Here is a 12,875-nt window from a genome sequence, read left to right as displayed (position 1 = left end):
TGCGTCAAAACAAAAACTTAAAGCGCCTTTTCCATGAACAGGCTGAGCGGGTCGGGCTGATAGTCGCCGAACGGCTCGATCTCGACATAACCGAACTTGCGATAGAGGGCGATGGCTTCCGGCTGGTATATGCCGGTTTCGAGACGCACGGCCGTCAGCCTTCTTTGCGAGGCCTTTTCTTCGAGCACGTCCATCAGCTTCTGAGCGACCCTCTGCCCTCTGGCGACCGGATCGACGAACATGCGCTTGATCTCCGCCGTGCCGTCGCCCGCTTCGACCAGCGAGCAGCAGCCGACGATTTCGCCTTCCAGCCGCGCGACCCAGAAGGTGACTTCGGGCTTCTCCAGCGAGGCCAGGTCGAGCAGATGATTGCTCTCCGCCGGATAAAGCGATTCCGCATAGGCGGTCGACATGTCGAGGAGACGGATGACGCCGTCCTGGCGCGGCGATTCAATGGCAATGGTCAGCAAGAACATGGTCCCGAAACTGCGAAGGCCGATCCATATCACGCGGCCGTCAGCGCGGCCAGCGCGACGAAATCCCGCGCCGATTGCCGCCGCTCGGCATTGGCGAGCTTCTCGACCATCTCGAGCAACTGGATAGCCGCAGCCGGCGACTGTTCAGCGACCCGGAATTTGCGCATCAGCCGGGCGGAGACATTGTCGAGCTTCGTGCCATCAGCCACGCGCGATGCTTCCCGCCAGATCAGCGTCGCCTCGACGAAGACGATGCTGATATCGTGCGGCAGCCCGGCGGATTCATAGAGGGCGCGTACGGCGTAGGTCCGTCCGCTCGAAAGGATCGAACGGACGCGACGCTCGTCGCAGCCGGAGAGATTGGTGATGGCGCCGGCGAAGAAATCGACCTTGCCGGTGCAGAGCGCATGCATCAGAAAGGCCGGCGTCAGGCAGCCGGACTGGCGCAGATGCTCGACGAGATCGGAAATGTCGTCGTGCGCAACCGTTCCGGCGATGGAGACCGTCGCCGCCTCGCCCGCCTCGCGCGTAATGTGCTGCAACCGGCCCGCATCGATCGTGGCCTGGATGAGACCGGAGCCCGCCATAGCGTCGCAGACATGGCGCATCAGCAGGTGCCGCACATCCGATGGCAAGGCGTCACGCGCCAGAAGCAGGCCGCGAATATCGGCCTGGCCGCCGAACCGCTCGGCAATACGCTTCAGCGAGGCGCGCGGCAGGGACGCGCCGTCGTTCTCGAGCAGGCAAAGGATTTCTGTCTCGCCGCCGATTTCGGCAAGAGCCGCGCAAACCGGCCGCGATACCTGTCCGCGCGAGGCGATCAGCACGCGCGTCACGTCGCTGCCGCGCAGCGCAAGATCGACGAGATCGCCATCGGTGAAGATCGGTGAAAGGAGAATGACCTGCCCGGCGATCTCCGGCTGATCCTCGGCAAGCGCCAGGATGACATTGCGCGGCGCATTCGGCGCGCGCGCCACGGCCTCGGCGAGCGACAGGCGTACGCGCGGCGAGGAATCATCAAGGATATAGATCATCGCCATCTCGGCCGCCGAGCGCTCCTCGGGCGACATTGCCGATTGCAGATAGGCGCGGCCAAGGGCATTGGCCGCCCTTGCCCTACCCTCTGCCTTGGCGGTCTCGGCCCAGCGAAGAAATGCTTCTATGATCACGTATTGCCCCGATAGCGGCGGGACGATTCCCGGCCCGCAAACTCATATCGGTGACGTTACTGACGAAAGGTTTACGGGCCGTTTACCTTGTTTATTAACCACTAATGCGCGGAGCTGACGAGCGGGGCTTACGGCGCTTTCGGCCGCAGCAGCTCGAAAACATCGCTGCCTTCGCTATAGTCCATGTAACCCATCCGGGCCACGGGACGCGCGAGCGCCATGTCAAGTCGCCCGTCGCGGATGATCGTCTCATCGATATGGATGCCGACGACCTGGCCGAAGACCATGACATTGTCCGTCGGCTGGCCATCGAGATCCCTGGGGCGCATGATCTCGGTCACCCGGCATTCGAGAACGGCAAGGGCTTCAGCCACATAGGGAGCATCGACCAGCCTGCCCGGCTCGGCAGTCAGGCCGGCAAGCTCGAACTCGTTCGTCCCATAGGGCACGGAGATGGATGAATGGTTCATCTTCTCGACGAGGTTGCGGCTGACGAGATTGGCGGTGAAGACACCGGTTTCCTCGACATTGCGGGCGCTGTCCTTACGCCCCGTGGAGGAAAACATCACCAGCTTCGGCCGGTCGCTGATGGCGTTGAAGAAGGAATAGGGGGACAGGTTCAGCGAACCGTCCCTGCCCTTGCTACCGATCCAGCCGATCGGCCTTGGCGCGACGATCGCCTTGAAGGGATCGTGGGACAGGCCGTGCTGGTTGGTATCCGTCGTATAGAACATTACGCGTCCTCGCCGCCGACCCAGCTTACGGTTTCCGTCAGTTCCGGACGCGGGCGTTCGACGGGCGGGAAGTCGGAGGAGCCGATATGGATGAAGCCGGCCACCTTTTCGCCCGGCTGGACGCCGAGCAGCGGATAGGCGCGCTCGTCATAGGCGAACCATTCGGTCAGCCAGTTCGACACCCAGCCGTGGGCATTGGCGGAGATCAGCAGGTTGAGGCACAATGCGCCGGCCGACATCAACTGCTCCCATTCCGGGATCTTGAAATGCGGTGCCGCCTTGCTGACCACGGCGATGACGACCGGCGCGCGGGTGAAGCGCGTGCGCTCGACCTGGATCATCTCGTCCGACAGGTCCGGCTTGGCTTCCAGCGCGAGCTTCAACAGCCCCTCGCCGATCCGCACCCTTTCCTCGCCGCGATAGACGATGAAGCGCCAGGGGGCGAGCTTTCCGTGATCCGGCACGCGCGAGGCCAGCCGCAGGATGTCCTCGATCTCGGCCTTGTCCGGGCCCGGCTCGCTCATTTGAAACGCTGGAATGGACCGGCGAACCGCCAGATAATCGACAAGCTTGATATCGGTTTTCATGGAATGATTGCTTTCATTTTCATGCGCGGGGAATGTGGGTCTTGAATTTGCCATCGCGTTGGTCTTGAAGTGGCCTGTGTTATATCGGAAGTCAATCGGTTGGGAACTCATGTTAGGCATTTCATCCGCTCGCCGATTGAGCGCGGCTTTGGCGATGGTCGCATGCTGGAGCACGGCGGCCCCGGCGCAGGATGCCTTTCAGGAGTTCAAGCAGCTCGACGGCAGCGTCAAGATGCCGAAGCTCAACGCCTTCGTCGCTCCTGACGGCGAGAACTCAGCCGCCGGGACGCTGCGGGACGTCTCGCTGGAAGCGAAGCTTTCGCCGGACAGCGGGCCGCAACAGCAGGGCCTGTCCTGGTATGTCTTCAGCCCCTTTGCCGGCACGGACGGCAAGCTGCCGCTGGTGGCAAGTTCGAAGGGCGGCTCGGCCTCCTTCCATCTCCTGCCCGGCGACTACTTCGTCAACGTCTCCTTCGGCCGCGCCGGCGTGACCAAGAAGCTCACCGTGCCGGAAAGCGGTGACGTGCGCAAACAGACCATGGTGCTCGACGCCGGCGGCATGGTGTTGAATGCCGTGTCCGGTTCCGATATGCGCATCCCGCCTGCCGAACTGAGCTTCTCGATCTATTCCAGCGATGCCAAGGAAGATGGCGAGCGCGGCCTCGTCATGTCCGATGTCAAGCCAAACACGCTGGTCGGCCTCAGCGCCGGCACCTATCACGTCGTTTCCGAGTATGGCGAAGTCAATGCCGTCATCCGCGCCGATATCCAGGTGGAGGCCGGCAAGGTCACGGAAGCGACGATCCAGCACCGGGCTGCGAAGATCACCTTCAAGCTGGTCTCAGATGCCGGCAGCGAAGCGATCGCCGATACGGCCTGGTCGATCCTGACTTCCGCCGGCGACATCGTCGGCGAAAGCCTGAGTGCCTTCCCGGCGATGGTGCTGGCCGAAGGCCAGTACACCGCCATCGCCCGCAACAAGGACAAGATCTACCAGCGCGATTTCACCGTGGTTGCTGGCACCAACACCGATGTCGAGGTGCTGATGAAGGAACAGCAGCCGCAGGATGCCAACGACCAGCAGCCGGCGCAGCAGATCCCTGTCCAGACGCCGCAGGCGGCGCCGAACCAGACGCCCGCAATCTCGACCCGCCAGCAGCCGCTGCCGACCTATGAGCAACTGGCTCCGGCAGCCGGTGGGGACGATGGCGAAAGCATGGATTGAGGGCGGGATTTGGCCGGCTTCCCGCCATGCCGTCTGGTCGTTTTCAAAAGACCATGTTTGGAGCTTCGACGACCGATTCCTCGGACCTCGGCGCCGGTCCTCTGACGGCGCCTGAAGACGCCGCCAGAGAGTGTTCCATCAAGCGGCCTTGATCCGCTTGGCTTCCTGCTTGCGCAGGATATCGGGCGCGGTGGCCTCGAGCGCGAGCGATGCGATCGCTTCGTCGAGCGACATCGCCGTCTGCGCCTGGCTGCCGAGGCGGCGGATGTTGACCGAGCGCTCCTCGGCTTCCTTCTTGCCGCAGACGATGATCACCGGAACCTTCGTCACCGAATGCTCGCGGATCTTGTAGTTGATCTTCTCGTTGCGGAAATCGGTCTCGACCGTGAGACCGGCATCGCGCAGCGCCTCCGCAACCTCTTCGCCATAGGCATCGGCCTCCGAGGTAATGGTCGCGACCACCACCTGCAGCGGCGAAACCCAGAGCGGCATATGGCCGGCAAAGTTCTCGATCAGGATGCCGAGGAAGCGTTCCATCGAGCCGCAGATGGCGCGATGGATCATCACCGGCTGCGTTTTTTCGGAATGCTGGTCGATGTAGAATGCACCGAAGCGTTCCGGCAGGTTGAAGTCGACCTGCGTCGTGCCGCACTGCCATTCGCGGCCGATGGCGTCCTTCAGCGTATATTCGAACTTCGGCCCGTAGAACGCGCCCTCGCCCGGCAGAATGCCGGTCTTGATGCGGCCGCCGGACTGTTCCTCGATCGTCTTCAGCACGTCCATCATCACGCTTTCGGCACGATCCCAGAGAGCATCGGAGCCGACGCGCTTGTCCGGACGGGTGGAGAGCTTGACGACGATTTCCTCGAAACCGAAATCTTCGTAGACCGACAGGATCAAATCGTTGATCTTCAGGCATTCAGCCGCCATCTGCTCATCGGTGCAGAAGATATGCGCGTCGTCCTGCGTAAAGCCGCGCACGCGCATCAACCCGTGCAGCGCGCCCGAAGGCTCGTAGCGATGCACGGCGCCGAATTCCGCAAGACGGATCGGCAATTCGCGGTAGGACTTCAAGCCATGCTTGAAGATCTGGATGTGGCCGGGGCAGTTCATCGGCTTCAGCGCGAAGACGCGATCGTCGTCGGTCTCGTCGCCGGCGACCGTGACCTTAAACATATTGTCGCGATACCAGCCCCAGTGACCCGAGGTTTCCCAAAGCGACTTGTCGAGCACCTGCGGCGCGTTGACCTCCTGATAGTCGCCCTGCAGCCGCCGGCGCATATAGGAGACCAGCGTCTGGAACATGCGCCAGCCCTTGCCGTGCCAGAAGACGACGCCGGGGCCTTCCTCCTGGAAATGGAACAGGTCCATTTCGCGACCGAGGCGGCGATGGTCGCGCTTTTCGGCTTCGGCGAGGATGTGCAGGTAGTTGTCGAGATCAGCCTGCTCGGCGAATGCCGTGCCATAGATGCGGGTCAGCATCGGATTGTTGCTGTCGCCGCGCCAATAGGCGCCGGCCACCTTCATCAGCTTGAAGGCCGTGCCGATCTGGCCGGTCGAGGCCATATGCGGACCGCGGCAAAGGTCGAACCAATCGCCCTGATAGTAGATCTTCAGATCCTGGCCTTCGGGAATGGCGTCGACCAGCTCCACCTTGTAGCGCTCGCCCTTGGCGGCAAAGACTTCCTTCGCCTTGTCGCGCGACCAGATCTGCTTGGTGAAGGGGGCGTTGCGCTGGATGATCTCGCGCATCTTCTTCTCGATGACCGGCAGGTCATCGGGCGTAAAGGGCTCGTTCTTGGCGAAGTCGTAGTAGAAGCCGTTTTCGATGACCGGGCCGATCGTCACCTGCGTGCCGGGCCACAATTCCTGCACCGCTTCGGCCATGACGTGCGCGGCATCGTGCCGGATCAGTTCCAGCGCGCGGTCGTCGGTGCGGGTGATGATCTCGATCTTGCCTTCGGTCACCGGATCGGAAAGGTCCCGTACGGTGCCGTCGATCGCAATGGCGACAGCCTTCTTGGCAAGCGATTTGGAAATGGATTCGGCGACATCCCGGCCGGTTGCACCAGCATCGTAGCTGCGCACGGAACCATCGGGAAATGTCAGGGAAACGGATTGGGACATCGAAATTCTCCTTGTCCAGTCCCGCCAACGAATGCGGGTGGTTTCAATAGATGCGGTCAATGACGTGTTGAGCGCGGTCGCCTGATAGCGATATTTGGCCGTCTAGTAAAGAAAAAGCGCTTTACGGATCGATCATTGCGGCCAGTCCTTGCACCGTATTCCAGTTGCGCAACGTGCCCACGCCAAGGCGTTTCGTCGTCAGTGCCGGAAGCAGACGCGTTTCGCTTGCCTTGCCACCGAAGTCGATCCAGAGATCGCCGTCAACGATGGCCATGCGTTCGGTACTGCTGCGATTCTTGTCGAGCATCGTGAGGATGGCGGCATCGAGCGGCTGGCGCATGACGCGGACGATGACCTCGCTGCCCTTTCCGTCCTTGAACGGATTGCCGGCGGCAAGTTTCAGCCATGCCCCGGCATCGCGGCCGATAATATCGACGGATTTGCCGAAAGCGCCGACGAATCCGGCTTCAAGTCGCGTTTCGATCTCCCTGATCGGCTGTTCCTGTGCTTCGAAAACCAGATTGCCGGTCGCGACCAAGGTTCTGGCGTTCGAAAAGCCGAGTTCTTCTGCCATTGCCTTCAGATCGCTCATGATCACCCTGCGTCCAGGGCCGAGCACGATGCTGTGCAGCAATGCGACGTAAGTCCTCATGCCGCTCCGGCGGGTTTTCGGCCGATGGCGAAATAGCGCCACGGCGCCCACCAATGATAGCGCCGATCCAGGCGCTCCGGCACGGGATCGAGCCCGCTCGTGCCGCCGGGGCCGCAGCGCGCCACCCTGAACAGCGTCATCCAGCCACCGGCCCAAAGGCCGTGCCGGGCGACCGATTCATAGCCGTATTCCGAACAGGTCGGGACATGACGACAGCCATTGCCGACGAAACCGGAAAGCGTCAGCTGGTAGAGGCGGATGAGGGCCATGCCGAGCAGCCTGTCGGGCGTCTTGCGGAAGGGACCGGAGTAATTCCGAGATCTGACCACCTTATCACCAGGTGGTGATGAATTGCGGCGCGCATGATTGGAAGGAGCAGCGCCGCCCTCGTCTTCATCGTCGTCCTGCATGAGACAGAATTGACACATTGCGGTTCGATCTCGATCAGACGGCTTCCGCCGACGAGACGACAGGACCATTGCGTGCCGCCTCGACCTGCCCGATCGCGTCTACGACGGCATCGAAGGTCAGCATCGTCGATGCGTGGCGAGCCTTGTAGTCCCTGACCGGCCGGAGGTAGCGCATGTCTTCGAAGCGCCCGTCGGGGCCTTCTCCATCCGCTTTCAGCATGGCGAGCATATCTTCGCGTGCCTGGCGTAATTCGCCGGCGGTAGCACCAACCACATGGCGAGCCATGATCGAAGAAGAGGCCTGACCGAGCGCACAGGCCTTGACGTCGTGCGCAAAATCGGTAACGACATCGCCGTCCATCTTCAGCCAGATCTTGACGCGGGAACCGCAAAGTCTGGAATGGGCCTGAGCGCTTGCATCGGCGTCGGAAAGACTGCCAATGCGTTCGATATTGCCGGCGAACTCCAGAATCTTGCTGTTGTAGATCTCGTCCATCATCGATCTTGCTCCGATGTACCCTGTTTGCGTTTCCTAACAAAAAACATAGCGTCTCTTGTTAGGAGACTTTCACAGGGGCAATGCCATACTATATGTATGTCGTTCGAAGGCCACAGAAATGCAATGGTCTTCTGTAAGTTTGATGGGAAACCGTGCAGGACGGCAGGCTTGTCCGCCAGCCAGAACGCCCCGGAGCCCGCCAAAGGTACATATTCTCCGTGTTTCGGGAAATACCAGTGGCGAGTCCGACAAGATGATATCCGCAAGTGCGGGTCAGGAGACCACAGGTAATGGACGCCATTGTAAAGAACTTTCCGCAGGCCGTTGAAACCGATCCGATATTGGATCGTCCGTCGCAGAAGGAAGCCGAGGACGCCGTTCGCGTGCTGCTGCGCTGGGCAGGCGACGACCCGCAGCGCGAGGGCCTCTTGGATACCCCGGCCCGCGTCGCCAAGGCCTATCGCGAGCTTTTCGCCGGCTACGACATGAACCCCGAGGACGTGCTTGGTCGCACCTTCGAAGAGGTTTCGGGCTACGACGACATCGTCCTCGTGCGCGACATTCCGTTCTACTCGCATTGCGAACACCATATGGTGCCGATCATCGGCAAGGCGCATGTCGCCTATTTGCCGAACGGCCGCGTGCTGGGCCTGTCGAAGATCGGCCGCGTCGTCGAAATCTTTGGCCGCCGCCTGCAGACGCAGGAGGCGATGACCGCCCAGATCGCCAATGCCATCGACGATTCCCTGCGTCCGCGCGGCGTCGCCGTCATGATCGAAGCCGAGCATATGTGCATGGCGATGCGTGGCGTGCAGCAGCAGGGCGCTTCGACGCTGACGACGACGTTCACCGGCGCCTTCAAGGCCGATCCGGCCGAACAGGTCCGCTTCATGACGATGGTCCGGAGCCGCTAAAAAGGCTTCAACGAAAGAACCGGAGATATGAACCTGGTATTCAACGCACCTTCTGCGGACAAGTCCGAGCTTGAGGATGCGGGCGACTTCACGCCCCGTTTCGACGATCGCGGCCTGATCACCGCGATCGTTACCGACGCAAAAGACGGCGAGCTGCTGATGGTCGCGCATATGAATGCCGAAGCTTTGGCGCTGACCATCAAGACCGGAACGGCCCATTATTTCAGCCGCTCGCGCGCCAAAATCTGGAAAAAGGGCGAAACCTCCGGAAACCTGCAAACGGTGAGGGAGATCCGGACCGATTGCGACCAGGACGCCATCTGGCTGAAAGTCGAGGTCGCCGGACACGATGCAACGTGCCATACTGGACGGCGCTCCTGCTTCTACCGCACGGTCGAGCTGGAGGATGGCAAACCGGTGGTGAAGGTCGTCGACGATCACCTGCATTTCGATCCCAGCGACGTCTATCGTCAATAAGACGCGGCGAGCCGCTTGCGCGGCGGCCATAGCTAAATATACGATTTGGAAACCAAAAAGGGCCAATCTTCTAGCAGAGCACGCATACGTCTCGGAGGAAGTGATGCCATGCTGAATTGGGGTTTGGGGCGTCAGGGTGCCGGGCAGGCTTCGGTGGATCCGGGGCCGACAGGATCGCAAGGTGCGCTTGTTCCCCCTGTTGCGCCTGCTCCCCCAAAGAAAGCAAAAATTGCATTGGCGCTGGGTGGCGGCGCCGCTCGTGGCTGGGCCCATATCGGCGTGCTGCGGGCCATTGACGAAGCCGGCATAGAGGTCGGCATGATCGCCGGCACCTCCATCGGCGCCCTGGTCGGCGGCTGTTATCTTGCCGGCAAGCTGGATGAGCTGGAAAGCTTCGCCCGATCCCTGACGATGCGCCGCATCGCAAGCCTGCTCGATCTCACCATCGGCGGCAGCGGCCTCTTCGGCGGCATGCGGCTCACCAAGCGCATGCAGGAGCATCTCGAAGGTCTGTCGATCGAGGATTTGAACCGCCCCTTCGTTGCCGTCGCAGCCGAGCTCAACACCGGCCACGAGGTCTGGATCGCCAACGGTTCGCTGATCACCGCCATCCGCGCATCCTATGCCCTGCCCGGCATTTTCGAACCCATTCGCACCAACAGCCGGACGCTGGTCGATGGCGCACTGGTCAATCCCGTACCCGTCTCTGTCTGCCGCGCCTACGAGCAGCCGCTCGTGGTTGCCGTCAACCTGCATTACGATCTTTTCGGCCGGTCGGCCGTCGTCAAGCACAATGCCGGCCCGCCCGGTGGCGAGCCGCAGCGGCGCGAAGAAGTGCCAACCACCAAGCTCGGCATGACCAGCGTCATGGTACAGGCCTTCAACATCATTCAGGATCGCATCTCCCGCGCCCGCCTTGCCGGCGACCCGCCGGACCTGGCGCTGCATCCGCGCCTCAGCGATGTTGGCCTCTCGGAATTTCACCGCGCCGGCGAGGCGATCGAACGCGGCTACGAGGAAACCTCGGCGCGGATTACCGAAATCCGGCGCATGCAGGAAGCCTACGCGCGGTAGCGTCAAATAGACGGAAAAGCTTTTGGGAAATGATCGCTGCGGGCCAGCTTGCCTAGAAGGGCAGGATGGATGCGTATAGGATGCACCACCCGGCCCCTCGCTTTACACGCGGCGCAATCGCGGTCGCGACCGACCGCCGGTCGATTGCTTCGACCCTGCCGAGCCGCTTCTTACCCGGCGATATAGGCCTTGATCTGTTCGGCCTCGAGCTCGATTTCACGGATGCGCCATTTGACGACGTCGCCGATCGAGATGATGCCGGAGAGCTTGCCTTTTTCCTCGACGGGAACATGGCGGAAGCGGCGCTGGGTCATCACTTCCATCAATTCATCGGTGGTGGTCTCTTCCTTGCAGCGATGAACCTTTGCCGTCATCAGCGAGGCGATCGGCTGGTCGAGACAGCCGTGACCATGCTTGGCAACGGCGTTGACCACGTCGCGCTCGGTGAAGATGCCGGAAATCTTGCCTGCCATGCCGACGACAACGATGGCGCCGATACGATTCTCGTTGAGAATCCTCGCGGCCTCCGCGACGGTCGTATTACCCCCGGTGGTAACGACGTCGCGACCCTTGATGTCGAGTATGGCCTTTACGGAAACTGACATTCGATCCTCCAATCTCGAAAGCACAGTGAACATCGAAGCCCCGGCTTTGTTCCGAAATCACCCCAGATTCCGGCCCGACGCCCCTTCATCGGTCACGCTACTCTCCACGCTCGCGCGGCCGATAAGCGTGAATCTTGCGCCTGTGCAGGCAAGAAAGCAACAGCTTCATTCCGTCGGAGTAGCGGAGTTTTCGACTTCGATGCCAGGCTGGCGGTCAAACAGGGAAAACAGCAGGAAACCAAAGAGGAAGCCGCCGATATGCGCATCCCAGGCGACCGGCTGCGCGTTGTCGCCGACAAGCGTGATGCCGAAGGCGACCAGCGCGTTGCCGGCGACCCACATGACGATATAGGCGACGACCGTGCGGCTGCGCAGCGAGCCCAGGATCGACAGGCGCGGATTGAGATGCGCCTGCCGCATGCCGCCGCGGCGTCCATCCATCGCAGGAAAAGCGAAGCGGCAGGCGGCGCCCATCAGGGCTGAGACGACACCCGATGCGCCGATCAGCAGGGTCTGGTCGCCCCAATAGATCACGGCATGCAGAAATGCGGAGGCGGCCGCCGAAAACACCCAGAAGATGACGTAACGCGTGGCGCCGATACGTCGCGCGACCGGCGCGGCGAAGACCATCAGCCACAGTCCGTTGAACACGATATGCTCGATGCCGCCATGCAGAAGCGAATAGGTGACCGGCGTCCACAGCCATTCCAGTCCCTGCTGCGACAGCGGAAAGGCATAGCGCGCCGGCATGAAGCTGAAGGTGAAATAGAGCCAGTTCAGCGTATCGTCCGACCACCAGGGCAGGTTCTGGATCGCGAAGACGGCAATCAGCAACGCCAAGCTTGCCAGGATGACCGGCGGAAGGTTGAAAGCCGGCACGCGCTGCGGCGGCCGAGGGTCTTCTGGCTGGCGGCGCGGCGCCTCTGCATCATCCATGTCTTGCTCTGCTGTCCTGAAAGGGAACCGAGACATACCGCAGCAAAATTCAAAAAAAAAGCCGTCCTGGCCGGACGGCTTGTTCGGACGCTCCCCGCCGGGGTCTCCGCCGCAATGGCTTCATCCCGCGCCCGTCAGTTCGTGCTGTAGGTCACCCTCATGAAGTGATGTCCGTTTCTCCCATTACCGTGCCGCGAAGACAAGCGAAACACTCCGTTAACCCTAACGGGTCCGGCTTGGCATGAAATACGCAAGGCAAGATGTAAGGGCGATGAGCGCCCCGGAAATTGAACCGAAATGGGACACGGACGCGTCATGCGCCAAAAGCCGAGCATCGAGATATTTACCTACTGGGAGCAGCTCCGCGGCAATGCGGACGCGCCCCAGCGCAATTTGATACAGCCGTCCGCGGTTCGCCATATCCTGCCGCAGCTCTTCATCCTGGAGCGGATGCCGGATGCCGCGCCGCGTTTTCGGCTGGCGGGAACGGCGATCTGCAGCCTCATGGGACGCGAGATTCGCGGCGAGAGTTTCACGGCCCTGTGGGCAGGCAGCCAGGCCAGCGATCCCGTGGGAATCGCAACCGGCGTCATGGAGCATGTCGTCCCCGCCCTGATCAACGCCACGGGTTACAGCATCGGCGGCCGGCACATGGCCTTCGAGATGGTGCTGATGCCGCTGCGCTCGTCCGCCGAATGCTGCGATCGCCTGCTCGGCTGTCTGACGCCGGCAGCGCAAATGGCCTGGCTGAGCAACGACCGACTGGAGTTCCTGGCACTCGATCGCAGCCGTTTGCTGCATGAGCGCCCTGCCCGCGCGGTCGAACCACCACTATATCCCGATCCGGTCGATTTGGCCGCGCCACGCGACAAGGCAGCGGGGATCGGCGAACTGATGCGCCGACTTCTGAACTCCAAGCCCGCCGCCCGCGATCAAGGGCCTGTTGCTTCATCGCGAGACAGATTTAGCCGCCCTTTCTAAGTTGCTGGT

15 protein-coding genes are annotated in these 12,875 nt (G+C 61.8%); 5 read left to right on the top strand and 10 right to left on the bottom strand.

Annotated elements, in window-relative coordinates:
• Window positions 1-17: 17 nt before the first annotated feature.
• The 4 genes from FHX11_RS03780 to FHX11_RS03765 all read right to left on the bottom strand — a co-directional run bounded on the left by FHX11_RS03780 (window position 18) and on the right by FHX11_RS03765 (window position 2,966).
• Window positions 18-413, bottom strand: coding sequence for a GNAT family N-acetyltransferase (locus FHX11_RS03780; RefSeq protein WP_246780901.1), 396 nt, complete (start codon window positions 411-413; stop codon window positions 18-20).
• 92 nt (window positions 414-505) lie between these two features.
• Window positions 506-1,645 (bottom strand): DUF2336 domain-containing protein, encoded by a 1,140-nt coding sequence (locus FHX11_RS03775; protein WP_184355174.1) that lies wholly within the window; start codon window positions 1,643-1,645, stop codon window positions 506-508.
• A gap of 128 nt (window positions 1,646-1,773) precedes the next feature.
• Window positions 1,774-2,379, bottom strand: a complete 606-nt coding sequence (locus tag FHX11_RS03770; RefSeq protein ID WP_184355172.1) for a flavin reductase family protein — start codon at window positions 2,377-2,379, stop codon at window positions 1,774-1,776.
• Window positions 2,379-2,966, bottom strand: coding sequence for a nitroreductase (locus FHX11_RS03765; protein WP_184355170.1), 588 nt, complete (start codon window positions 2,964-2,966; stop codon window positions 2,379-2,381). Before FHX11_RS03765 ends, FHX11_RS03770 begins: the two co-directional genes overlap by 1 nt.
• 154 nt (window positions 2,967-3,120) lie before the next feature.
• Between FHX11_RS03765 and FHX11_RS03760 the strand changes: the two genes are divergently transcribed.
• On the top strand, window positions 3,121-4,191 hold the full coding sequence (locus tag FHX11_RS03760) for a hypothetical protein (protein ID WP_246780900.1): 1,071 nt from the start codon (window positions 3,121-3,123) through the stop codon (window positions 4,189-4,191).
• A 138-nt stretch (window positions 4,192-4,329) separates the two neighbouring features.
• On the opposite strand, the gene thrS is transcribed toward FHX11_RS03760, so the two are convergent.
• The 4 genes from thrS to FHX11_RS03740 form a co-directional block, all read right to left on the bottom strand.
• Entirely contained in the window at window positions 4,330-6,318 is a 1,989-nt protein-coding gene (thrS, locus tag FHX11_RS03755) for a threonine--tRNA ligase (RefSeq protein ID WP_184355167.1), read from the bottom strand.
• 121 nt (window positions 6,319-6,439) lie between these two features.
• Window positions 6,440-6,970 (bottom strand): DUF1697 domain-containing protein, encoded by a 531-nt coding sequence (locus FHX11_RS03750; protein ID WP_184355165.1) that lies wholly within the window; start codon window positions 6,968-6,970, stop codon window positions 6,440-6,442.
• Window positions 6,967-7,398, bottom strand: coding sequence for a membrane protein insertion efficiency factor YidD (gene yidD / locus FHX11_RS03745; RefSeq protein WP_184355163.1), 432 nt, complete (start codon window positions 7,396-7,398; stop codon window positions 6,967-6,969). The genes FHX11_RS03750 and yidD overlap by 4 nt, the downstream gene beginning before the upstream one ends.
• Before the next feature lie 16 nt (window positions 7,399-7,414).
• The gene (locus tag FHX11_RS03740) at window positions 7,415-7,876 is read right to left on the bottom strand and encodes an iron-sulfur cluster assembly scaffold protein (RefSeq protein ID WP_184355810.1); all 462 of its coding nucleotides are present in this window, start codon (window positions 7,874-7,876) and stop codon (window positions 7,415-7,417) included.
• 293 nt (window positions 7,877-8,169) lie between these two features.
• On the opposite strand from FHX11_RS03740, the gene folE reads away from it, so the two are divergent.
• From folE to FHX11_RS03725, 3 genes are all read left to right on the top strand, one after another.
• On the top strand, window positions 8,170-8,793 hold the full coding sequence (gene folE, locus FHX11_RS03735; protein ID WP_184355161.1) for a GTP cyclohydrolase I FolE: 624 nt from the start codon (window positions 8,170-8,172) through the stop codon (window positions 8,791-8,793).
• Window positions 8,794-8,820: 27 nt separating this feature from the next.
• A complete protein-coding gene (gene hisI, locus FHX11_RS03730; RefSeq protein ID WP_184355159.1) occupies window positions 8,821-9,270 on the top strand; it encodes a phosphoribosyl-AMP cyclohydrolase in 450 nt (149 codons plus the stop codon).
• 108 nt (window positions 9,271-9,378) lie between these two features.
• Window positions 9,379-10,344 (top strand): patatin-like phospholipase family protein, encoded by a 966-nt coding sequence (locus FHX11_RS03725; protein ID WP_184355157.1) that lies wholly within the window; start codon window positions 9,379-9,381, stop codon window positions 10,342-10,344.
• A 170-nt stretch (window positions 10,345-10,514) separates the two neighbouring features.
• Here the strand turns inward: FHX11_RS03725 and FHX11_RS03720 are convergent, their stop codons facing one another.
• A complete protein-coding gene (locus FHX11_RS03720) occupies window positions 10,515-10,949 on the bottom strand; it encodes a CBS domain-containing protein (protein WP_184355155.1) in 435 nt (144 codons plus the stop codon).
• A gap of 165 nt (window positions 10,950-11,114) precedes the next feature.
• Window positions 11,115-11,885, bottom strand: a complete 771-nt coding sequence (locus tag FHX11_RS03715; protein ID WP_184355153.1) for a rhomboid family intramembrane serine protease — start codon at window positions 11,883-11,885, stop codon at window positions 11,115-11,117.
• Window positions 11,886-12,200: 315 nt separating this feature from the next.
• On the opposite strand from FHX11_RS03715, the gene FHX11_RS03710 reads away from it, so the two are divergent.
• On the top strand, window positions 12,201-12,866 hold the full coding sequence (locus tag FHX11_RS03710; protein ID WP_184355808.1) for a PAS domain-containing protein: 666 nt from the start codon (window positions 12,201-12,203) through the stop codon (window positions 12,864-12,866).
• Window positions 12,867-12,875 lie beyond the last annotated feature (9 nt).

It is taken from the genome of Rhizobium sp. BK602 (genome assembly GCF_014195095.1).
Classification (GTDB): Bacteria; Pseudomonadota; Alphaproteobacteria; order Rhizobiales; family Rhizobiaceae; genus Rhizobium.
Note: the sequence above shows the minus strand (reverse complement) of the source record. Positions and strands in the feature narration are given on the sequence as shown.